Source organism: Sciscionella sediminilitoris (assembly GCF_000737195.2).
Classification (GTDB): Bacteria; Actinomycetota; Actinomycetes; order Mycobacteriales; family Pseudonocardiaceae; genus Sciscionella; species Sciscionella sediminilitoris.
In genome coordinates, this window is the sequence record NZ_JALM01000167.1 from 1 (window position 1) to 22,936 (window position 22,936).

18 protein-coding genes are annotated in these 22,936 nt (G+C 69.9%); 7 read left to right on the top strand and 11 right to left on the bottom strand.

Going from position 1 to position 22,936, the window contains the following annotated elements; genetic code table 11:
• Positions 1–127 precede the first annotated feature (127 nt).
• Both AD72_RS34675 and AD72_RS34680 read right to left on the bottom strand, forming a co-directional pair.
• Positions 128–1,042, bottom strand: coding sequence for a decaprenyl-phosphate phosphoribosyltransferase (locus AD72_RS34675; protein WP_031470889.1), 915 nt, complete (start codon positions 1,040–1,042; stop codon positions 128–130).
• Positions 1,035–1,607: a phosphatase PAP2 family protein gene (locus AD72_RS34680; RefSeq protein ID WP_156365521.1), complete on the bottom strand. Its 573-nt coding sequence runs from the start codon at positions 1,605–1,607 to the stop codon at positions 1,035–1,037. The genes AD72_RS34675 and AD72_RS34680 overlap by 8 nt, the downstream gene beginning before the upstream one ends.
• Positions 1,608–2,002: 395 nt before the next feature.
• On the opposite strand from AD72_RS34680, the gene mptB reads away from it, so the two are divergent.
• On the top strand, positions 2,003–3,487 hold the full coding sequence (gene mptB, locus AD72_RS34685; protein WP_031470891.1) for a polyprenol phosphomannose-dependent alpha 1,6 mannosyltransferase MptB: 1,485 nt from the start codon (positions 2,003–2,005) through the stop codon (positions 3,485–3,487).
• A gap of 16 nt (positions 3,488–3,503) precedes the next feature.
• Positions 3,504–5,096, top strand: a complete 1,593-nt coding sequence (locus AD72_RS34690) for a glycosyltransferase family protein (RefSeq protein WP_051899346.1) — start codon at positions 3,504–3,506, stop codon at positions 5,094–5,096.
• Between the two features lie 31 nt (positions 5,097–5,127).
• Here AD72_RS34690 and AD72_RS34695 read toward each other — a convergent pair whose 3' ends face one another.
• From AD72_RS34695 to AD72_RS37015, 7 genes are all read right to left on the bottom strand, one after another.
• On the bottom strand, positions 5,128–9,558 hold the full coding sequence (locus AD72_RS34695) for a coiled-coil domain-containing protein (RefSeq protein ID WP_031470893.1): 4,431 nt from the start codon (positions 9,556–9,558) through the stop codon (positions 5,128–5,130).
• Between the two features lie 8 nt (positions 9,559–9,566).
• Positions 9,567–10,358: a hypothetical protein gene (locus tag AD72_RS34700; RefSeq protein WP_031470894.1), complete on the bottom strand. Its 792-nt coding sequence runs from the start codon at positions 10,356–10,358 to the stop codon at positions 9,567–9,569.
• Between the two features lie 70 nt (positions 10,359–10,428).
• Positions 10,429–11,907 (bottom strand): hypothetical protein, encoded by a 1,479-nt coding sequence (locus AD72_RS34705; RefSeq protein WP_051899348.1) that lies wholly within the window; start codon positions 11,905–11,907, stop codon positions 10,429–10,431.
• A gap of 59 nt (positions 11,908–11,966) precedes the next feature.
• Positions 11,967–12,641 carry a response regulator transcription factor gene (locus tag AD72_RS34710; RefSeq protein WP_157182890.1) on the bottom strand — a complete coding sequence of 225 codons (675 nt, stop codon included), beginning with the start codon at positions 12,639–12,641 and terminating at the stop codon, positions 11,967–11,969.
• A 167-nt stretch (positions 12,642–12,808) separates the two neighbouring features.
• A complete protein-coding gene (locus AD72_RS34715; protein ID WP_031470896.1) occupies positions 12,809–13,597 on the bottom strand; it encodes an ESX secretion-associated protein EspG in 789 nt (262 codons plus the stop codon).
• Positions 13,598–13,599: 2 nt separating this feature from the next.
• Positions 13,600–14,223 (bottom strand): PPE domain-containing protein, encoded by a 624-nt coding sequence (locus tag AD72_RS37010; RefSeq protein WP_031470897.1) that lies wholly within the window; start codon positions 14,221–14,223, stop codon positions 13,600–13,602.
• Positions 14,223–14,561, bottom strand: a complete 339-nt coding sequence (locus tag AD72_RS37015; RefSeq protein ID WP_156365523.1) for a hypothetical protein — start codon at positions 14,559–14,561, stop codon at positions 14,223–14,225. Before AD72_RS37015 ends, AD72_RS37010 begins: the two co-directional genes overlap by 1 nt.
• A 290-nt stretch (positions 14,562–14,851) precedes the next feature.
• On the opposite strand from AD72_RS37015, the gene AD72_RS34730 reads away from it, so the two are divergent.
• From AD72_RS34730 to AD72_RS34755, 5 genes are all read left to right on the top strand, one after another.
• The gene (locus AD72_RS34730) at positions 14,852–15,244 is read left to right on the top strand and encodes a helix-turn-helix domain-containing protein (RefSeq protein WP_031470899.1); all 393 of its coding nucleotides are present in this window, start codon (positions 14,852–14,854) and stop codon (positions 15,242–15,244) included.
• A gap of 68 nt (positions 15,245–15,312) precedes the next feature.
• The gene (locus tag AD72_RS34735) at positions 15,313–16,152 is read left to right on the top strand and encodes an enoyl-CoA hydratase-related protein (protein WP_031470900.1); all 840 of its coding nucleotides are present in this window, start codon (positions 15,313–15,315) and stop codon (positions 16,150–16,152) included.
• Complete coding sequence (locus AD72_RS34740; protein ID WP_031470901.1) at positions 16,149–17,603, top strand: flavin-containing monooxygenase; 1,455 nt, start codon at positions 16,149–16,151, stop codon at positions 17,601–17,603. The genes AD72_RS34735 and AD72_RS34740 overlap by 4 nt, the downstream gene beginning before the upstream one ends.
• Positions 17,600–19,069: a hypothetical protein gene (locus AD72_RS34745; RefSeq protein ID WP_031470902.1), complete on the top strand. Its 1,470-nt coding sequence runs from the start codon at positions 17,600–17,602 to the stop codon at positions 19,067–19,069. The genes AD72_RS34740 and AD72_RS34745 overlap by 4 nt, the downstream gene beginning before the upstream one ends.
• A 1,061-nt stretch (positions 19,070–20,130) precedes the next feature.
• Entirely contained in the window at positions 20,131–20,700 is a 570-nt protein-coding gene (locus AD72_RS34755; RefSeq protein ID WP_051899347.1) for a hypothetical protein, read from the top strand.
• 24 nt (positions 20,701–20,724) lie between these two features.
• Here the strand turns inward: AD72_RS34755 and AD72_RS34760 are convergent, their stop codons facing one another.
• Positions 20,725–21,951 (bottom strand): acyl-CoA dehydrogenase family protein, encoded by a 1,227-nt coding sequence (locus tag AD72_RS34760; protein ID WP_031470904.1) that lies wholly within the window; start codon positions 21,949–21,951, stop codon positions 20,725–20,727.
• The coding region (locus AD72_RS34765; protein WP_031470905.1) for an acyl-CoA dehydrogenase family protein at positions 21,948–22,936 on the bottom strand (989 nt) is incomplete at its 5' end. The genes AD72_RS34765 and AD72_RS34760, both read right to left, overlap by 4 nt.

A 22,936-nucleotide genomic window follows, 5' to 3' on the forward strand; every position in this document is an offset into this window, starting at 1 on the left:
GATGAGCGCGCTGCGGCACATCCCGCGGCCGATCTTCCGCAAGCTCCCGATCTGACCACGGACGGCAGAACGCCCCCGCTTCCACAGGAGCGGGGGCGTTCGCGTATTCGCGTGCTTCAGGGTGCGCTCAGCCGATGTAGACGGCCATGGTGACGGTGGCAGCCCAGAGGATGCCGAGGATCGGCAGCACCGGGTCGCCGAGCACGATGTCCTCCGGGGCACCCGCTGCGTCGTTGTCCACGTCGACCGCGTAGCGCAGGATCGCGATCACGAACGGGATCACCGAGATCCAGGACCACACGGAGCTGGAGATCGGGTGCACGGTCAGGGTCCACAGGGTGTACATGACCACGGTGACGGTGGCCGCCAGGGCCCAGACGAATCGCAGGTAGGACGGCGAGTAGGAGTGCAGCACCTTGCGGGTGAGTTTCTGGTCCTTCTTGTCGATCAGGGCCCGCTCGGCGGCGCGCTTCCCGGCGACCATGTACAGCGCCCCGAAGGCGCAGAACATCACGAACCACGGGGAGAGCTTCACCTCGGTGGCCACCCCGCCGGTGACCGCGCGCAGCACGAAACCGGAGGCGACGGCGAACATCTCGAGCACCGGCTGGTGTTTGAGCCCGAAGCAGTACGCGAGCTGGATGACCTCATAGGCCGCGATGACCAGCAGCAGCTGCCAGGAGACGAGCAGGCACAGCGCGAGGGCGGCGAGCATGAGCACGATGCCGACGCCGTAGGCGACCGAGAGCGGCACCGCACCGGAGGCGATCGGGCGGAACTGCTTCTTCGGGTGCCTGCGGTCCGCCTCGACATCCCGCGCGTCGTTGATCAGGTAGGTGCCCGCCGCGGCGACGGTGAACACCACGAAGGCCAGGATGGTGGCCAGCAGCACGTGCTCGGTGAACAACTGCCCCGCGACGAACGGGGCCGTGGCCACGAGCACGTTCTTGATCCACTGCTTGGGCCGGATCGCCGCGATCAGGCCGAGGATCAGCCGGACCGGTTTCACCGCGGTGGTCTGTGCCTGGGTGGTTTCACTCATGACTCTCGCCGTTTCGCTGGTTCGCCGCTTTCCCGATGGCCGCCCCGAGCACCGCGCCGGTGAGCACGTCGCTCGGATAGTGCACGCCGAGCAGGAGTCTGCTCAGCGCCATCACCGGGAGCGCGACCCGGCCGAACCGAAGGCCGAGCAGCGGGCCGAACACGACCGCGGCGCTCGCGGTGGACATGGCGTGCGCGGAGGGCATGGAAAGCGAACTCGGGGTCTTCGCGAGCACCTGCACCCGCTCGTCGTGCGGGCGCGGGCGGCGCACCACACGCTTGATCAGGATCGCCCCGGCGTGCGAGACGGCGACCGCGCCGGTGGCGGTGATCCACCGCTTGCGGCGCTCGGTGTCCACTGCCGCGCCGAGCAGGCCGATGGCCAGCCAGCCGATGGCGTGCTCCCCCGCCGCGGACAGCGCCCGCGCGCCACCGACAAGGGGGGCCTTGTCGAGCGCGGACTGCACGCTGCGCAGGACCGCGGTGTCGGCACGGTGGAAACGGTCCAGCACCGTCCCCGCTCCGTTGTCTGTGTTCTGCCGTCGCGCCGTTTCGCTCGTGGCCATCTCGCTCGCTTCTGGCTCGTGCCGGATCCGGGTACCCGGGACATGAGCATGCCCCGGTGAACAGGCTATCGGGGAGGCTCGGCACCCCACGCGCCGGGAACCCGAAACTCGTCAACGTGGCGCCGACCACAGCATCCGGCCGATTCCGGAGGGTCAGCTGACCGTCCCGCACCGGGATCGGGCACACTGGTTGGGCGTGTGCCCGGGCTCGGCACCCGGGGATCAGGACAATGCGGAGAGGCGTGATGCGTGTGTCGCCGACAGTTGGGCAGCAGGTCGAACCTGTAGACCCGGCACTCGACGACAAGTCGGTCGCGGCCGGAACATCTGAGCCGGAAACCACCCAGCGAAGCGGCGGTCCGCGGAACCGTCGCGGGGATCACCGCCTGCACCGATTGCTCATCCACCCCGCCACCCAGATCGCCGCGGCGCTGCTCGGCCTGCTCGGCACCATCAGCACCGCGATCGTCGGCCTCGAGGCAGGACGCCTTCCCGAGGACCCGAGCCGGATATGGTGGTTCACCCTCCCGCAGAGCTGGTTCGACAACCCGAGCACGCTCCGCACGGTCTTCTATCTCGGGCTCGCCGCGGTGACGGTCGCCTGGTTCGCGCTCGGCCTCGGCGTGCGCGCCGGGCGGTGGCGCATCCGCCAGCTCTGGGCCGTCGGCGGCACCTGGGCGCTGCCCTGGCTGGTCGCCCCGGTCGCGCTGAGCACCGATGTCTACACCTACCTCGGCCAGGGGCTCGTGCTGCGCGCGGGCAACAACCCGTACACCAACGGTCCCGCGACGGCCGGGCTCACCGATCTGCTCCAGCACCGAATCCCCGGCATCTGGATGGACGTGCCGTCCCCGTACGGCCCGGGGTTCATGGGCATCGACTCGCTGATCGCCCCGCTGGCCCGGGATCATCCGACGACCGCGGTCGTGGTGATGCGGCTGCTGATGCTCGCCGGTCTCGCGCTGGCCGCGGTCTGTGTCCCCCGGGTGGCCAGGTTCGCCGGTACGAACCCGGTGGTGGCCACCTGGATCGGGGTGACCAGCCCGCTCGCGCTCGGCGCCGTGGTCCTCTCCGGGCACAACGACGGGCTGATGATCGGGCTCGTCATGGCCGCGCTGGCGCTGTTCACCCGGCGCGACATCCGCTACTCGGCGCCCCTGGCCATCGGTGTGGCCACCTGCGCGATGATGATCAAGATCCCGGCCGCGGCCGTGGTCGCGATCCTCGGCTTCGCCTGGGCCTACCGCAGCAGGGCGGTCGGCAAACGGGTCGCCAGGGTCGGGATCGCCTTCGCCATCTGCGTGGTGGTCACCGGCATCGTCTCGCTGATCACCACGCTCGGGCTGCGCTGGATCAACCTGGACGCCATCAACTCACCGAGCCGCGCCGCACCGACGTTCACCCCGCTGAACGCGATCCAGCGGGCGATCTGTGATCTGGCCATGGACTGGTTCGGCATCGGCGAGGAGACCCTGCCACGGGCCAATGTGCTCACCGGGATCCAGATCGTCGCCTACCTGTGCGTGCTCCTGCTCGTGATCGCGGTGCTCGCCCGGCTGCCGAAGGTCGGCACCGCACGGGCGAGCGCGATCCTGCTGACCGCGGTCATCATCGCCACCCCCGTGCTGTGGCCGTGGTACCTCGTCTGGCCGGTGCTCCTGCTCGGCGCGAGCATGCGGAGCAGGTGGCGGATCGTCCCGATCCTGTTCGCGGGCGGCGCGCTGTTCCTGACCATGGCCGACGGCTCGCCGTACGACATCGGCACGACCGGTTCCGTCATCGAGGCCCTGCTGGTCATCGCCCTCGCGATCGCGACAGGGCGCTGGGTGGTACGCAATGTCATCCGTACATCGCGGTCGGAAGTGACCGCTCACGTCTGAAACAGGCCCGCACTCCATGGGAAGCAGCACCATCACCCGTCCGAAACGGGAGGTTCCGGCCAGCACCGGTAGCACCATGCGCCAGTTCGGCTCGAGAACGCAGTGGTTCGCGCTCATCGCGCTGGTCGTCGGGCTGTTCGCCTACTGGCTGACGCACGCCGGGCTCACCGACGACGGGTACATCACCCTCGACTACGCTCGCGCGTTCGCCACCGACGGCACCTGGGGCATGAAGCCGGGGCTGGAGTCGAACAGCGCGACATCCCCGTTCAACGTGCTGCTGCTCGCCGCCCTGATGTTCCTGACGAAGCTGATCACCGGGGACACCTCGCCGATCGTGGTGCTCGGCATCGAGACGGTCGGCGCGATGGTGGCCACCGCCGCGTGGTGGTCGGTGATCAGCAAGCGGCTCGGGATCTCCTGGGTCTCCGCGCTGACCGGGCTGGTACTGGTCCTGATCTCGCCGCTCGCGCTCTCCGCGATCGGCCTGGAGACCCAGGTGCTGCTCGCCCTGCTCGTCGGGCTGTTCGCCGAGGGACTGCGCGGGCGCCCGGTGCTGTTCGGGGTGCTCGCCGGGCTGACCATCCTCACCAGGCTGGACAGCATCGTCGTGGTGTTCGCGCTGAGCCTGGCCCTGGTCGGCGTCCGCAGAAAGTGGTGGCGCGCCCTCGTCCCCACCCTGATCGTGGGCTTGCCCTGGTTCGTGACCAGCTGGCTGACCCTCGGCTCGGCGATCCCGGACACGCTGGCCATCAAGCAGCAGACCCATCTGCCCGGCGGCTGGACGTTCGCGACCGGTCTCGGGCTGTTCGTCTCCAGCGCGAACTCCGCGGTGCCGGCGATCCTCGCGCTCATTCCCGCACTGCTCGGCCTGATCGCGCTGATCTACTGGGCGGTGAAGGTGCGCGGCGGGCGGCTGGCCCCGCTGGCCATCCTCGGTGGTGCCGGGGTGCTGTACTTCCTGGTCTACCTGGTGATCAACCCGGCGGTGTTCCTCTGGTACTACGTGCCGACCGTCGCCCTGCTCACCTTCTTCTTCGCCGGGGCCCTTGATCCGCTGGCCAAGCGGCTCAGCACCGCCCGGTCCACCGCGGTGCGCGCGGTCGTCGGCCTGGTGCTCACCATCGGCACCCTGATCCCGGAACTGTTGCACGGCCTGCCGTGGCAGACCCCGCCGATCTTCGGCAACTGGGCACTGCCGACCGAGTACATGCGCGTCGGCGAGGATCTGGCCACCCGGTTGAACGGCGAGGGCATGCTGGCCCCCGGCGAGGTGGGCACCCTCATGTTCGGCTGCCAGTGCGACATCATCGACCAGTTCTCCGACCGGGGCGCGGCGATCCCCTATCTGCGTACCCAGGTCAACAAGGCAGGTCCGCTGACCAAGTGGGCGTACGAGCTCAACTACGCGAACCTGGACTGGACCAAGCAGCGCACCCCGCTGCGCTGGCGGATGGAATGGCACCCGGGCTGGATCACCCCGCGCCCGGACGTCTGGAACGTGCACTCCCCCGGGGTCGGGCCGGGCCATCTGATGCTGCTGCCGATCGACGCCCCGCCGACACCCAAGTACTTCCCGCGGGAGAAGGTCTACTACCCGCAGGACTGAGAGCGGACCGGCTGACCGGGCAGCTGCCCGGTCAGCCCTCGGCTTCCTGAACCTGTGCTTCGACGATCTTGGGTTCGGTCTCCCGGAAGAAGATCCGCGTCGAGGTCAGCCCCGCGGTTTCGTCCGCTTCGGGAAGCGCGTCCAGTTCGGCCTTGATGGTCTCCTCCACGGCAAGGTATTTGCGCCCCGCCCGCAGATCGGCGTCGTTGCGCAGCCGCACGATCATCGGGAACTCGGCGAGCGCGTTCGCGTCGAACAGCCCCGTGGTGTAGATCAGCTGCACCCCGAGCGCGCGGGCCACGGCGCGCTGCAGTTCGAGCAGGTATCCCGCGGAGGCGCGGCCGATCGGGTTGTCCAGGAACAGCACCCCCGAATGCCGGTGCTTGGCCCGTCCTCGGTTGTTCGCGCGCAGTGCGGCCATGGTGCAGTAGAGGATGATGGCCGCGGTCAGCTGCTGCCCGCCGGAGAACACGTCCCGGATCTCGGAGACCCGCTGCCGTTCGGTGCGCAGGACCGCGTCGGGTTTGAGCATCTCGACCCGGAAACCCTTGGGTGCGGCGGCGAGCACCCCGCGCAGCAACAGCGACATGCCCTGCGGGGTCCCATTCTTTCCGGTCGCCGCCTCGTCCACGACCTCGCCGAGGCGCTCCACCAGTTCGGTGTCCTCGAGCGAGCCGAACGCGATCCGCAGGAACTCCTGCCCGGACCAGTCACCGAGCCCGTCGGGCAGCCGGGAGACCCGCTGGGCCGAGCGCAGGGTGCGCAGCGCGTCCTCGACCATGCCGTGCAGCCGGGTGATGATCCCGCTGCGGTGCCGGTCGATCGCGGCGAGATCATCGGTGAGGGTGCGCAGCCGCGGCCGCAACGCCTCCGCCCACTCCCCCGAGTAGGTCGGCAGCTCGGCGCGGCGCACCGCGAGCATCTGCCTGCGCACCGGCACCTGCAGCTGTTCGAACCGGCTCTCGGTGGCGAACTGGGCGAGCGAATCGGAGGCCTGGCGCACCCGCTCCTCGGCGCGATTCGCCGTCTCCTGCGCGTGCGTCCACTCCCCGCGCAGCGTGGCATACCGGGACCGGGCGGCCTCGATATCGCCCTCGAACGGCTCGTGTTCCCCGTCCGGGCGCGCGTCCATCGAGTCCAGCAGTACCCCGAAACCCTCGGTGCTCGCCCGGGCCGAGGCCAGCGCCCGTTCCGCGGCTTCGTGTTCACGGACCCGGCGCTCGTGTTCGCGCGCCGCTTCGGATTCCTCGGCGATCGCGGCGTCCACCAGCTGCTGGCCGTGCGCGATGTCCCGTGGCTGGGGCACCTCGGCCTCGCGCGCCTCGGGCAGCCCGGCCAGCTCGGCCTTGCGGGTCGCGACCAGCGCGATCGCGTTCGACCGCCGGTTTTCCGCCGCCTCGACCGCGCGGGCCGCGCGTTCCCGCGCCGCGGTGCGCGCCGAGGCATCCGATCCTTCCGGGGTTTCCAGGAGTTCGCTGGCCAGTTCGCGCACCTCGGGGTCGAGCGCCTCGAACGCGGCCAGGCTCGCCGCCTCGGCCCGCTCGGCCTGGTCGAGCTCGGCGCGCAGATCACTGCCGACCTCCACCCTGGCGTACGAGTCCTCGGCGGAGCGGTAGGTCCTGCGCAGCACCTCGATCGGTTCCTCGGGTGCCGGATCGGCCTCACTGACCTCACCGGCCCCGGGTACCTCGGCGAGCTCGGCGCGGGCCCGGTCGGCCGTTCCGCTGTGCCCGTCCGCGGCGCGCTGGTGTTCGGCGGCCTCGGCCCGGGCCAGCTCGGCGACCTCCTCGGCCTCGGCGGCCCGTTCCGCGGCGCGGGCCACGTTCTCCCGCTCACGCTGTTCGGCCTCGGTCCACTCGCGCAGGTGCTCGCTCAGCTCGGCGAGTTCGGTCAACCGCCGCGCGTTTTCCTCCGTCCCGCGCAGCTCCTCGCGCGCGGCGGGCACGCTTTCCCGCAGCGCGGCCCGTTCGGTGGCGAGGCGGTCCAGTTCCTCCTCGCAGCGCCGCACCCGTTGTTCGGCCTCGGCCACCGCGGTCTCGGTGAACTCCACCGCCGCGGCGAGCTCGGTTGCGCTGCCCTCCGGGTATTCCTCGCGCCAGCGTTCGAGCCGGGCGGCCAGTTCGTCATCGGCGCGCTGGCGCTCGGTGAGTTCGGTGAGCCGGTCCTGGCGTTCGGTGTGCCTGCGGGCGATCGCCTCCTGTTCCCGCGCCGCCGCATGCGGATCGTAGAGCGCGGGGTTCGAGGGCACCACGAAGTCCGCACCCGGTGCGACCCCGCCCGCCCGCAGCGAATCCGTGGTGCCGATGGCGATGAAGGTGTTCGGGTAGAGCTCACGCTCGGTGAGGATCTGCTTGGCGAACTCCAGCTGACTCGCCTTGTTCAGCAGCACCCCGCTCGCCAGCTGCGGCGCGTGCTCGGCGATGCGGGCCCGCTCGGCCACATCCCCGATCGCGGCGAGGAAGGTCCAACCGGGCCAGGCGGTGATGCCCTCCTCCTCGAGTACCGCGCACACCTCGCCGATCTCCGGTGGCGGCGGCAGCAGATCCCCGCCGGCGAGCGCGAGCCGGGCCTGCTTGTCGCTGGCCTCGGCCACCTCGAGTTCGAGCCGGACCCGCCCGGCCTCGGCACTGGATTCGGCGAGCAGCCTGCGCAGTGCGGAGTAGTCGGAGTCGAGGCGGATGTCCTCCACATCGAGCAGCGCGGCCAGCCGCGGTTCCGCCTCCAGGACGGCGATCCGTTCCTCTGCCTCGGCTTTCGCCTCGGCGGCGCGCTGGTTACGTTCGGCCGCGGTCGCCGCGCCCTGCCGGGCCTCCTGCAGGCTCAGCTGGGCCGCGGAGTGTGCCTCGCCGATCCGCTCGGCCTCCGCCTCGTGTTCGGCGAGCCGTTCGCGCGCGGTCTCCAGTGCCTCACCGGCGCGGGCCGCCGCCGAGGTCACGTCCTCGCCCGCCGAATCGAGGAGACCCTCGCCAGCCGCGGTGCGCAACCGGGCGCGCACCTCCTCGACCCGTTCGGCCAGGGCGTCGGCGCGCGCGGTCGCGGTCGCCGCCTCGGAGGTCGCCTCGTTCTGCCGGGTCTGCGCCTGCGCCGCCCGTTCGGTCTGTTCCCCGGCGCTGGCCTGTTCCCGTTCCGCGGCCTGGCCCGCGTCCTTGGCAAGGGCGAGCAGTCCGCGCGCAAGTGCCTGTGCCGCCGCGTTCTTGGCGGCGAGGGCCGGCCGCGCCTTCTCTTCGAGGCTGTGCGCCAGTTCGCGCAGCCGCCGCGCGGATTCGGACGCCCCGCGCTGCTCGAGCACCGTCGAGGTCTCCCGCCACGCGTCCGCGGTGCGCCGGGTCTCGGCGAGCACCTCATCGGCTTCCGCGCGTTCGGCTTCGGCTTCGGAGAGCCGCAGTCCGGCGACCGCCCGCCGCAGCGCGGCCACCTCGGCCGCGGCCCGGCGCCGTGTCGATTCGGCGAGCCCGAGGGTTTCCTGTGCCTCGGTCAGCCCGGCCTCGTACTCCTCGAGCCGGGCCCGCTCCACGTCCACGCGCGCCGCGACCGCGCCCGCGAATCCGGCGAGCTGGGCGTAGACCCGTTCCGCCTCCTCGCGGCAGGCGATGGTGAGCGCTTCCTCCTTGGCCAGCGGGCCGCACAGTTCGAGCGCCCCGGCCACGAAGTCCCGCTCCACGTTCAGTTCCCCGCGCTGGGCAAGGCTTTCCGAGTAGTTGGTGAGCACCTCGGCCAGTTCGACCGGCCCGTCCTCGGGGAGCACCGCGCGCAGCAGGAACTCCACGAAGGCCTCGTCGGTGGCGAAGGAGAACGCGTCCGCCGCCTCACCCTCGCCCGCGTTCATCGCCCGCTGATAGCGGAACAGTTCGGTGTCCAGGCCGAGCATGTCCAGCCGCTCGGTCCACTCCCCGCGCCGCCGGGTCCAGAACAGGTCGATCCCCGGGTCCTCGGACTGCGCCTCGCCGAGCCGGTCCCGGAACGCCGAGACGGTGAGCAGCCTGTTGTCCTTGGTGAGCGGGAGGGTTTCCAGCTCGAGTGCCTCGGAGGGACGGAAGCAGTACCAGGTGTCGATGAGGTTGGCCGGGTCCGCCGAACTGACGTGCCCGCGCCACTCCGAGACCTTGCCGGTGACCAGCCGCTCCCCCGAGCCGGTGTGCATCCACTCCAGCGCCACGTGCGCCACATCGTTGGGCAGCACGAACTTCTCCAGCACCCGGGTGCTCGTGGTGCCCACCACCTGGCGCCTGCCGGGCAGCATCACCGAGAAGATCAGCTTGATCAGGACCGACTTCCCGCCGCCGTTCTCCAGGAACAGCACACTCGCCGGGGACGGGCGCCTCGGCGGTTCCGTCACCTCGAGCAGATCTCCTTGCTGGCTCTGCACTTTCGCGCCCGCGCCGGAGAAATCGAGCAGCACATCCTGGTAGCGCGCGCCAGGCGGACCCACGGAGTGCAGCCGCACCCTCGAAAGCTCGTACATGTTCTCCTCTACAGAGTGTCCACAGTGGACGTTCGAAGCGATCCGCCGGACTCGGGCACGGTGACTACGCCGAGCTCGAGCAGCTCGGCGAAGGCGTTATCCGCGGCCAGCTCGCGCACCTGGACCTGATAGCGATGGGTGGTGCGGTACACGCCTTCGGCATCGGCGTTCACCGCGACCAGAAACCCTTGCTCGGCAAGGAAACGCAGCGCCCGGGACACCATTCCCCGGGTACTGTCCGCGGCGAGCCGCCCATCCTTGGTCGCCGCGGCCTCGGGCCTGCGCATGTAGGCCTGCCACGCGTGCTCGAGTTCCGGGGCATCCACCAGCGGATCCCCTTTGCCCGCCGCGCGTTCGTCGAGCACCCGGCAGGCCTCGCGCACCACGCCGTCCACCTGCTCCACGCTCACCCTGCCGACATAGGTGTCGTTGGCCAGATCGTCCGGTCGCGGGAAACCGAGCGCGGCCACGGCGAGATGAATGATCCCGTGCAGTACCTTCTCGGTCTCCCTGCGGTCCCGGATCTTGGCCGCGCGCGCGTAGGAATCCATCTTGGTCTCGAAGGCGGACTCCTCGTTCGCGGCAAGCACGATCCCGGATCCGGCACTCACGTCCAGGACCATCAGGCCCATGCCCGCGGCCACCCCGTTGGTGAGCTGTTTGAAGATGCTGTCCTCACCGTAGCGGCGCACCAGATCGGCGTACACCACATCCCGCGAGGGCACCTGTTTGGGACGCAGGCCGAACGCGACGAGCCGCGCGGCCGACTCCGCGTCGCTCAGCGTGACATTCGCACTCATCGCCGTCGCTCCCTGGGGGAGCTCGGCGCTTCGCGCACACGCTGTACCGATGATTCACTCGCAAGCTCGCTCATCGCAGTACCTCCTCCTGGCTCGCCCCATCGTCGGCCGGTGCCGCCGTACCGTCTTCGGCCGTGCCGGTCTCCGAGCTGATCTCCGCCGAGGTGAGCAGCAGCTCGTCGCCGCCGTAGACCTCGGTCTCGATGGTCCGGCCCGTAGCAACGGCGACCAACATCCTGCCCTGTCCCGAACGCACGGCCGCACCCACCTCGGGGCTGTAGGCGTGCACCGCACGCAGCGCGACCAGCCTCGCGAGGTCCGGATCCCGTTCGGCCGCCTCGGCGAGCAGCCCGGACAGTTCCCGGCCCACTTCGGGCAGATCGAGCAGTTCGTCGGCCATCCGCCAGTGTTCCTCGCTGAACCGTTCGCTGTCCTCGCTCGGGGCCAGCTGGGGTTCCGGTATCTCGCCGACGACCTTCGCGCGTTCCGGGGCCGGCCGCAACAACAGCGAGACCAGCGAGGGCAGTGAGGTCGCGGTCGGCGGGCGGATTCCCGCGGCAGCACGGAAATACGCCTCGAGCGGGCGCGCCGCGGTGCCGACCGGCTGCTCGAGGATCGGGGTGAGCAGCTGGCCGTACAGGTCGATCGCGGCGCGCTTGGCGGGGCCGGAGAACTGCTGCCGGTCCTGCTCGGCGCGGAACACCGCACCCGCGGACTGCAACCGCGCCTGCAACTGGGTGTGCCTGCGGATGCAGTCGCCCACGATGTCCACCAGTTCGGCGGCCCTGCGCTTCTGCTCGCCGTCCTCGGTGTCGTCGCGCGCGGCGGTGATGTCCCGCAGGATCGCGCTCTCCGCGCGGAACCGGGCCTCCACGTGGCGCAGCGCGGAATCGAGCAGTTCGGGGATCTCCCGTTCCCAGTCCACGGCGCGCACATCCCTGCGGGTGGCGTCCAGGCGCCCGCGCAGCGTCTCGCCGAACTGCACGGTGCGGTACCGCGCCTGCTCGGCGGCCAGCTTCGCCTCGGCGAGGCGCCCGGAACTGATCAGGTGCTCCAGCTTGAGTTCCGCGGCGACCTGAGCGGACTCGACATCGGTGTCCAGCGCGCCGACTAGCACGTTGATCGCCTCGTCGGTGGCCCGCAGGTAGACCTGCCCGTCGGTGCCCGCCCGCTCGACGAGCAACTTGAAATCGAAGGCACGGCGGCGATACGTGCCGCCCTCGTCGAGTTCTCCGTACACCCGGCGGAATCCGCGGTCCACGGTGCCCACGTTGAGCAGGTTGTCGAGCACCCATCCGGCCACCCGCGCGTGCTCGGTGTTCGGCCTTCCGGGCGCCTGCGCGGCCACGAACGGCGTGACCTTGTTGATCATCCGTTCGTGATCGGCCCCGGAATCGAAGTCCATCGCGATGGTGACCTTGTCGATCATGTGCAGCGCGATCTCGGCCATCTGGTAGACGCCCGCGTCCACCCAGTCGAGCATGCCCTTGCGCGCGTCCAGATCGTGCAGCGGCGCGGTGCACGCGAGCGCCTTCATCCGGCGCGTCATGGCGTCGTCGAGCTCGTAGGTCGGTTCATGCTCGGGCACGGAGACCAACCGTAGTCGGGTCACTCGGGCAGCGGTTCCACCGGGAGCAGACCCAGCTCGAACGCGCGGCTCACCGCGTGCGCCCTGCTGGTGGCCTTCAACGCGTGCCGGATCCCCTTCACGTGCGTGCGCACCGTCTCCGGGGCCACGAACAGCTCCTCGGCGATCACCTCGTTGCGCTTGCCGTCCGCCATCAGGCACAGCACCTCGAACTGGCGCTGGGTGATCGCCCAGTGCACCGCGGGGCGGTTTCCGGGACGCCCGATGCGCTGCTGCCCGCCCAGCGCCGGATGCACGACCGGGGAACGGCGGCGCACCCGGTCGATCCCGCCGAGCAGTTCGGTCCCCGCCACGGTGCGCGGGAGCAGCAGATCGGCCCCCGCGGCGAGTACCCGGTCCGCATAGCTGCCGTGCACCAGCGGTTCGGGGACCAGCACCGCCACGATCGGCGGATGCTGCGCCCCTTTGAGGGTCGCGGTGAGATAGCAGGACTCGTCCATCATGGCGTCCAGCAGCACCAGATCGGGAGCCAGTCGCGCGCAGGTGGGCAGCACCTCGCGGACCCGGCCGATCCGGCCCTGGTAGCGCAGCTGTCTGCTGGCCGTGAACTGTTCGCGGATCCCCTCGGCGAACAACGGCTCCGCATCTACCACGAGTGCCGTGATGATGGCGCTGTCCACAGTTTCTGCTGCCAAGCCCATGCGTTCCTCAACCGTCTGTGCCCGTATTGTCCGGCCGCACCGACGTGTCCGCGATACCCGCAGTAGAACGCACCCCGTTGCGCACCGGGTCAACACCCGATGCGGTGAAGATATCGGATGTGCGCCACGGGTCACACCCGAAACGCCGCGTACCGGCTCACTTACCTACGGTCCGCCGGATGCTCCGGGCTGCCCGCCTGCCCGGGAATCGGCGCCCCGGTGACCAGATCCTCGCGGGTGCGCAGCAGCTGTTCGGCGATCGCCTCGGCGGTGCCCGGCTTCGCGGTGATGTACTCGCCGCCGCCGTTGTCGGTGGTGTAGAACAGCACCCGCCCCGGGTCCGGGTCGATGTGGTTCACCGGGCTCGGCGCGATGTGCCTGCGGCCATTGGGCGAGCGCACCGCGACGTAGTACTGCCCCTTGCCGATCGGCCGGGTGGCGAACACCTCGCGCAACAGGGCGGCATCCCCGGTCAGTTCCTCCGGGGCGGTCTCGAACAGTTCCGCGCTGGGCACGCTGACCGGGCGGAATCGCGCGGGCGGGAACGCGGGCAGCGCCGCGACCAGGGCCCCGGGATCCGGATTCACCTGGGAGATACGGACCGTGTTCCCGTCGAGCACCGCCAGCATGGCGCGGCCGCCGTGACAGGCGAGCAGCGCGCTCACCCCGAACCCGTCGGTGCCGATGATCCAGGCGAAGTACTCCTCCTGAGCGCCGGCCAGCATCTGGTAGACGCCCTCCAGATCGGCGGTGAACCCGCGCCGGTCATCCCCGGCCAGCTCGCGCAGTTCGGCGAACGCGGCCAGTTCGGCGTGCGCGCTCGCGTAGGGATCGTCCTGTTCCCCGCCCGGCATCGGCACGTAGAGCGCATCGGGCAGCTCACCGACGTTCGCGTACCGCCAGGTGACCGCGAAGGTCTCCGCCGAGAGCCGTACCGGGAGGCGAAGCATGGTCACTCGCCGCCAATGCCTGGGAATTCCCCCGTTTGCTTCCCCGTCTCGGCGGCGTACTCCGCGTACGCGTCCTGGTTCGTCCGCGCACCACCGTGGTACGCCCCCGCGTTCGCGGCCGCCGACCCTCCTCGCACCATGAGCACCGGATTGTGCACCGCGCCGAGCCCGCCGCAGTCCGGTGGTTGCTCGGTGATCGGGACGACTCTCCTCCTGGTCTCCACGAAGGCGTCGACCTGTTCGGCGAGCATGCCCGCCCCGGCGCGGGCGCGCTTGGCGATCTCGTCCAGCCGGTCGCGCAGCGGGGCGAGCGCGGCCAGTGCCGCCTCCGCCGCCGTGCCCTGCCAGCTGCCCGCGAGCGTCGCGCGCACCGCGTGCACCCCGTCGGCGCCCGCGGTCAGCGAGGCCGAGATCGTGTCCGCGAACTGCCGGGCCCGCTGGTATCCCTCGGGCCCTGCCCCGGAATGGAAGTATTCGTAGATGCGCGCAGGATCGGCGAAATCGGGGCGGCAACCGCCCGGATGGCGCTGTGCCCACTGCCGTACGAGGGCCTGCGCGGCGGCCGCCCGGTTCGGGGCGGCATCGACCATCGAGGCCCGTTCGGCCATCCAGTCCCACAAGGCCATCAGCGGTCCCCGCTCCCCGGCGCGTCCGCATGCAGATGCGTGCGCAGGCCGAGCTCGTTGGCCAGCTCCCCCGCGTTGTACTCGAGGTCGATCGCGACAAGGGCGTCCACCGCGCGCTGGGCCTGTTCCCGGGTGGCGGCGTGTTCCTCGGACACCTCGCCGACCCAGTCGAGGTAGCGCTGGTGGAATCGTTCGGTCGCCGGTGCCGTGCCGGGCGCCGGAACCGTGTCCAGGCCGCCGAGATCCCCGCGCTCCTCGTCGAGTCGCGCGATCAGATCGCGAAGCATCGTCAACGCGGACCGCATACCCGCCGCGTCGTACTGCAGATCGCCAGCCACCGGCACTCCCTGAACATTCCGTGCGCGGCGTGCCACGCCCGACGCGTTCCAGGATAACGGTCCCCTCGAGGCGGGAAACGGGGGTTGTCACGCACCCCCAGCGCGTGACAACCCCACGACACTCCATGACCGCGGTGGCCCTCCGCCCCTGCAGGGCAGCATAGCGAGAGCGTCAACATTTGCATACGTTTGCGGCCGTCCGTACGATCATTCGCATTCGCCGGTCCGCCGTCCCGGAGCACCTGCCCCGGGACGGGTCTGGGAAACCGCAACCATGGGGGTCGCAGGTCATGGCACACGGAGGCACCACCTGGTGCGCCGACTCGTTCGCCGCACGGCTCGGCAGGCTCATCGAACAACTCCGCGAGCGGCGCGGGCCACTCTCCTACCGCAGGATCGCCCAGGACATCAGCGCGCTCGGCGGGCCGACCATCTCGGCCGCGTACCTGCAGCAACTGGTCACCGGCAAGCGCGGAGACCCCAAGATCAGCTACGTGCAGGCCTTCGCCCGCTACTTCGACGTCCCGGTGACCTATTTCTTCGACGAGCAGACCTCCGCGCAGGCCGATTCCCCCGGGCGGATCATCGCCCTGCGCGCGGAAAGCCTCTCCACCGAAGGACGCAGGCAGATCATGGGACTGCTGGACTACGTCTGGCGCGCCGAACGGGGACGCCGCCACTAGCCCTCTCGACGCTTGTTGACACCCTGCCAATATTGCTATCGTTCCGCTACGGCAACGAGGAGGCCCGGGTGCCCGAGTACAGCGAGATCGACTACGCGGTGGACGGGGCGATCGCCACCATCACGCTCGACCGCCCTGAGGCCCGCAACGGCTACACCGTCACCATGGCCGATGAGCTCACCGCGGCCTTCGACCGCGCGGACAACGACGACGCGGTGCGCTGCGTGGTGTTCACCGGCTCGGGTAAGGACTTCTGCGTCGGCGGCGACCTGTCCAGCGGATCGCTGGACCTCGGCGAGATCGATGAGCGCGACGGGTTCTGGAAGGAACCGGCTGGCCGCTGCTCGATGCGGATCTTCGCGATGCACAAACCGGTGATCGCGGCCATCCGCGGCGCAGCGGTCGGCGCGGGCTCGACCATCTGCCTGCCCTGCGACTACCGGCTGGCGAGCACCGACGCGCGGTTCGGTTTCGTGTTCTCCCGCCGGGGCATCTTCCCCGAGGGCGCCTCCACCTGGTTCCTTCCCCGGCTCGTCGGGATGGGGACCGCGCTCGACTGGATGGTCAGCGGCCGGGTGTTCGACGCCGAGGAGGCCAGGAGTGCCGGTCTGGTGCAGCGACTGCACGAGCCGGGCGAACTGCTCGACGCGGCATACGCGCTCGCACGGGAGATCGCCACAAAGGTCGCGCCGGTCTCCGCCGCGGTGATCCGGCAGATGCTCTACCGGATGAGCGCACTGGATTCCCCGTTCGCGGCACAGCGGCTCGATTCCCGGCTGACCGAGAACATTCCGGACAACGCCGACGCGATCGAGGGAGTCATGTCCTTCCTCCAGAAACGGGAACCGCGATTCACCGGGACCGTTTCCCGTGATCTTCCCGATTATCTGCCGTGGTTACCGGAATGAACGTCGTCATCATCGGTTCCGGATTCGCGGGAATAGCGGCCGCGATCGAGTTACGCGCGCACGGGATCCGGGACATCACCATTCTCGAACGCGCGGACGCGCTCGGCGGGGTGTGGCGGGAGAACACGTATCCGGGCTCGGGGTGCGATGTACCGGCGCCCTACTATTCGCTTTCCTACGCCATGAATCCGTATTCCTCGAATCGCTATACGGTGCAGTCCGAGATCCTCGCCTACCTGAACCGGATCGCGGACCAGTTCGGGATACGCGAACTCATCGAGTTCGGTACCGAGGTCACCGCGGCCCGATTCGACGAGCCACGCGGGGAATGGGTCATCGGCACCACTGCCGGGCGCGAATACCGGGCCAGGGTGCTGGTGCCCGCGGTCGGTCAGCTGTCCCGGCCCGCCATGCCACGCATCCCCGGCATGACCGGGTTCACCGGGCACGCGTTCCACTCGGCGCGCTGGGATCACGACATCCCCTTGCGGGACAAGCGGATCGCGGTCATCGGAACCGGAGCGAGCGCCATCCAGTTCGTCCCGCGCGTGCAGCCGCTCGCCCGGCGGCTGACCGTGTTCCAGCGTTCGGCGCCCTATATCCTGCCCAAGCCCGACACCGGCTACGGCCCGGCTCGGCGCGCGCTTTTCCGGTTCCTGCCCCAGACTCTCGGCCTCGAACGGCTGCTCTTCTGGTCGGCGGGCGAACTGAGCACCCGCGCGCTCACCGGTGACGAACGGGTCGCCTCGATCTTCCGCGGGCTCACCGAACGGTTCCGTGCCAAACACATCACCGATCCGGTACTGCGCGCGAAACTCACCCCCGACTATCCGATCGGCTGCAAGCGGGTGCTGTTCTCGAACGACTACTACCCCGCGATGACCAAACCCAATGTGACACTCGAGACCACGCCGATCGACTCGGTCACGCCCTCCGGGGTGCGCACCGAGGACGGCGCGGTGCACGAGGCGGATGTGCTCATCTACGGGACCGGTTTCTCCGCGACGGATTTCCTGGCTCCCATCGCGATCAGCGGCCGCGGCGGACATCCGCTCAGCGAGGAATGGCGCTCCGGGGCGCACGCCTATCTCGGCATGACCGTTCCCGGATTCCCCAACATGTTCTGCATGTACGGACCGAACACGAACCTCGGCAGCGGTTCCATCCTGTACATGGTGGAGCGGCAGGCCCGCTATCTCGCCAAGGCCGCCACGTTCCTCGCCCGCCATCCCGGCGCGGACCTCGAGGTCGATCCGGCCGTGGAACGCCGTTACGACGAGGAGATGCAGTCCCGGCTCGCCGGCAGCGCCTGGTCCGGCTGCACCAGCTGGTATCGGCAGGCCGATGGCCGGGTCCCGACGAACTGGCCGGGCAACGTCTCCGAATACCACCGCCGAACCAAGCGGTTCGACCTGAACGATTACCGGATTGGAGCACTGGCCAGAGCATGATCGACCCCAGAACCCCGGTCCTCGTCGGCGTCGGGCAACTCAGCTCGACCGATCGCGAGGCCCGGTTCAGCACGACCGGACTACTCGGTGACGCGGCCCGGACCGCACTCGCCGAAGCGGGCGGCGGCATCACCGAACGCATCCGTTATGTCGGCGCGGTGGACAGTTTCGCCTCCCAGCTACCGGATCTCGCTGGCGCGCTCGCCGGCTCGCTCGGCATCGAGGCCAAGGAAACCGTGGCCACCAGGATCAGCGGCACCAGCCCGGTCGAACTGCTCGCCGACGCCTGCGGGCTGATCGCCTCCGGTTCCCTGGACGCGGCATTGCTCGGCGGCGTCGAAGTGGTGCGCGCCTGGAAGGACGGGCGGCTGACCGAGGACCCGGTCCAGCCGGAAGGCACCGCGCCAAGCCGGATTCTGGGCACCGACCGCACCCCGCAGCACGAGGGGGAGCTCGCCGCCGGACTCAATCAGCCCGCCCAGTACTACCCGCTTTTCGAGCAGGCGATCCGGTCCGCGGACGGCAGTTCGATCGAGGAACACGACCGCGCACTCGGCACCCTGTGGTCCCGGTTCGCTTCCGTCGCCGCGCAGAACCCGCACGCCTGGGACACCTCGGCGCCGAGTGCGGCGGACATCCTGGCGACCGGCCCGGACAACCGGATGATCGCCGCGCCGTACCGCAAACTGCTCACCGCGAACATCTTCGTCGACCAGGCCGCCGCGCTCGTGCTGTGCTCGGCCGAAACCGCTACCGCAGCTGGGATTCCGCGGGAGCGCTGGGTTTTCGTGAACGCGACCGCCTCGGCGAACGAGCACTGGTTCGTCGGCGAACGCGAACACCTGCACCGCAGCGAGGCCATCGCCGCGATCGGCACGGCGCTGCGCGAACATACCGGCCGCACCCCCTCCGGGCACGAACACCTCGACCTGTACTCGTGTTTCCCGTGCGCGGTGCGCGTCGGCGCGGACGCGCTCGGGATCGACGCCTACGACCCGGCAAGGGTGCCCACCGTGACCGGCGGGCTCACCTTCGCAGGAGGTCCGGGAAGCAACTACGTGATGCACTCGCTCGCCGCCATGACCGAGCGGCTGCGCGCCCATCCCGGGGAACGCGGACTGTGCACCGCGCTCGGCTGGTTCCTCACCAAACACGCCGCCGTGTCACTGAGCACCGAGGCACCCACGACGCCGTACCGCCATCTCGACGCACAGGCCGCCGTGGACGCGCGGCCACGGCGTTCCGTGGCACTCGGCTACACCGGTCCCGCCGAGATCGAGACCTACACCTGCGCCTACGGTCGCGACGGCGAACCCGAAACCGGCTACCTCGCCTGCCTGCTGCCCGACGGCCGCCGCGCCTTCGCGGCGAGCGCCGATCCCGCGCAGGCAGCCGAACTCGTCGCCGGAGACCCGCTCGGCAAACCGGTCACCCTGACCGACGGAGCCCGGTTCCGGCTCGGCTAGGACGGCACGAGGCTGTTCGACAACGCGGTGGCACACGGAATCGCGGACGGTTCCAGCACCCTGGTGTTCCGCCGCTGGGCACGATCACGGGTGCGGACGGGACACCGATTGCACACCGTCGCCGGAGTGGCCGCCGTGGATGCCGTCACCGCGGTGGACCCCGCCGGAATCGGCCGCGAGGACGCACTGCGCGCCGGGGCGTGCCCGGCTCGGACGGCTCGACGCACGCGCGGACGCCCCGTGGACCGGAAACACCCCGCACCGGATCCGCGAGCATCCCGGACTGCCCGCCGTGCTCGCCGGATTGCTCGCGCGCCAAGGATCCGGTCAAGCTCGACATCCGCAAGCTCAAGGCACTCGGCCTCTCAGAGCCTGCGGGTGGGCTACCGGATCTCGCGGCGCGCCGTCGCGGTCCTCGACGGCGGGTGAGTGTTCAAGGCTTCCCCGGCGAGTGCCGGCGTAACGAGGGGAATGCGTGACCGATAACGGTGGCGACGGGAAACAAGTCGTGGAACGGAGGGGCGCCGGATGCGGTTCGCCCGAGTCGCAGCGGGAATCGTGTTGGTGAGCGTGCTGGCCGGTTGCGGGGGTACTCCGTCCGCTCCGCCAGTTTCGCCACAGACACCCGCCTCGACTACACCGCGGACATCGTCGCCGAGTACGGGGTCGAAATCCCCGGGGTTTGGTTTCCCGCCGAACAACCGGAGTGTGCCGGGGTCTCGCGCGGTCGGCAGGTGTGGACCGGCGGCCAGCTACCGGCAAGCGGATCAGGTCGCCGACATGCTGAAAAAGCGATATCTCAGACAGCCCGGAAATGTCCAGGGGATCGGGATAACGAAAGCCGGTCCGAGTTTCGCGGTGTCGATCCTCGTGTTACCGGGTTCCTCGTTCCCGCTTCGCGATTGTTGGCACAATGTGCCGCTGCGGATCGAGCACGGCGGGCCGATCAAGGCCCAGTAGGCCGGTTCCGCGAACAGAACATCATCGCCGGGTTCCGAGGTGCTGTCGCGGACCAGCGGCACTGGGCATGAGCCCGGTCCCGACCGTCTAGGGTCCGGGGTGTGACCAGGGCGAGAGGCACACCGGACAGCACGGGCGATGGCGAGTACGCGATCTTCGTCAACGGGTCGTACGGCACCGGCAAGTCCGCGGCGCTGGAACACATCGGGGATCTGCTGGCCACCGCCGGGCAGGCGTTCAGCCTCATGGACATCGACTGGTTCCACCGGTCCTGGCCACCGGCCGGCTTCGACCCGGACAATACGCTCATCGAAGCCCGGAACATGGCCCTCGTGTGGTCCAACTACCGGGCCACCGGGCCGCGCCAGCTCGTGGTCAGCGGTGTCCTCGGGAGCCGGGCGGAGCTCGATCGCTACAGCCGGTCCCTGAACCTCACCGTCCGGCCCGTCCGGCTGGTGGCCAGCCCGCAGGTCACCGAGACCAGGCTGCGTGGCCGCTACACCGCCGCGCAGCGCGCCCGGTTCGACTGGCATGCGAGCAGGCACCGGGAACTCGGCGAGCGCCTTGCCGAGGCCGATATGGACGAGGCCGTCATCGACACCGACACGCTGGCCCCCGCCGAGGTCGCGGCCGCGGTGCTACGGCACTTCGGATACCTGGCCGCGAGCTAGACCACCGAGTTCCCGGTTCTGTCGCTATTTCAGTTCCGCGCTCGACTTGTTGAGCAGCCGCCGGGCCACGATGAGCTGCTGGATCTGTTGTGTCCCTTCGAAAATGTCCAGGATCTTGGCGTCCCTGGCCCATTTCTCGAACAGCTGCTCTTCGCCGTAGCCGACCGAGGAGCACAGCTCGACGCAGCGCAGCGTGACATCGGTCGCGGTGCGTCCTGCCTTCGCCTTGGACATCGAGGCCTGCAAGGAGTTCGGCTGTTTGTTGTCGGCCATCCAGGCGGCCTGCAGGGTGAGCAGGTAGGCGCTCTCCCAGTCGGATTCCATGCGCAGGAATTCGGCGGCCGCGGCATGCCTGCCGAAAACCGGGGCGTCGTAGTCGAGCGCGACCCCGGCCTCGGTGAGCACGGCGCGGGTGGCCTCGAGCGCTGCCTTGGCGACGCCGACGGCCATCGCGGCGACCATCGGCCGGGTGTTGTCGAAGGTCTGCATGACCCCGCCGAAGCCCTTGCTGGTGTCGATCTCCGGGCTGCCGAGCAGGTTCTCCTTGGGCACCCGGACGTTGTCCAGCCGGAAGTGCGCGGTGTCCGAGGCACGAATACCGAGTTTGTGCTCCAGGCGGACGAGTTCGAAGCCCGGGCGGTCGCGTTCCACGAGGAAGGACTTGATGGCGGCCTTGCCGAGGGACCGGTCCAGGGTCGCCCACACGACGACGACCTCGGCGCGCTCTCCCGCGGTCACGAAGATCTTCTCGCCGTTGAGCACGTATTCGTCCCCGTCGGCAACCGCGGTGGTGCGGATCGCCCCGGAGTCGGAACCGGTCTCGGGTTCGGTGATGGCCATGGCGGCCCATTTCCCGCCGAACCGGCCCATCTGCTCGTCGTTGGCCACGGCGGCGATCGCGGCGTTGCCCAGCCCCTGCCCCGGCATGGACAGCATCAGCCCGGCATCGCCCCAGCACAGTTCGAGCACGCCGAGCACGGTGGCGAGATTCGCCCCGTTGCGCGGGCCCTTGGACTCCTGCTCGGCTTCCTTCTCGCTCTTGTCACCGCGCCCACCGGCCGCGCCGGCGCCACCGGCCGCGCCCGAGCCCTGCACCCCGTTGATGAGCTGGGCGAGCATGTCCATCTCGGTCGGGTAGCTGTGTTCGGCCGCGTCGTAGCGGCGGGAGTTCGGGCGCAGCACCTCGGTGGCGGCATAGCGCGCCTGATCGATGAGGGTCTTGAGCTTGCGCGGGGTTTCCAGGTTGATCATACGAGCACGCCACCTTCCATCACCGAGACCGCGCGCAGGTCGCGGTACCACCGCTCGACCGGGTGTTCCTTGACGAATCCGTGCCCGCCGAGCAGTTGCACCCCGTCACTGCCGATCGCCATCGCCTTGTCCGAACAGAGTTTTCGCGCCAAGGCCACTTCGCGCGCGTACGGCAGGCCCTGCTCGGCCCGCGCGGCCGCCCGGTAGGTGACCAGCTTCAGCCCCTCGAGTTCGATGCCGATGTCCGCGACCTTGAACGCGACCCCCTGGCGGTTGCTGATCGGCTCGCCGAATGCCTCCCGCTCGTTGACATAAGGCACCACGTAGTCGAGAACCGCGCGCGCCGTCCCGAGCGCGAGCGCCGACCAGCCGAGCCTGGACAACCGCACGCAGTCGGCGTAAACCTCGCTCGCTCCGCCGCCGAGCAGCGCCGCCGCGGGCACCGAGACCTTGTCCAGCCGCACCCGCCCGGTACCCGCGGCACGGATCCCCATGCCCGGTTCCGGGCGCACCGAAAGGCCGTTCGCGGAGGACTCCACGAGGAAAAGTGCGGGACCGCGGCCCTCGATATCGGCGGCGATCAGGAACAGCTCCGCGCTCGCCGCGAGCGGGACGAAGGATTTCTCCCCGCTGAGCACGAACTCGCCGCCCCTGCGGTATGCCTTGGTCTGCAAGGAGAACGGATCGAACAGCGGGCGTGGTTCGGCGACCGCGAGCGCCGCGGCCGGGCTGTTCTCCCCGACGAACGCCGGCAGGTACGTCGCCTGCTGGTCCCCGTCGCCCCACAGGGCCAGCGCGGTGCTCACCGCGGACGGGGCGAGCGCCGCCACGGCCAGCCCCATATCGCCGTGCGCCATCGCCTCCGCGACGAGTACCCCGGTCACCGCCGAACGTTCGGCGCTGATGCCCCCGAGCGCTTCCGGGACACCGAACGCGGAAACGCCGAGCTCGGCGACCTTCGTCAGCACCTCACGCGGCGCGGCGG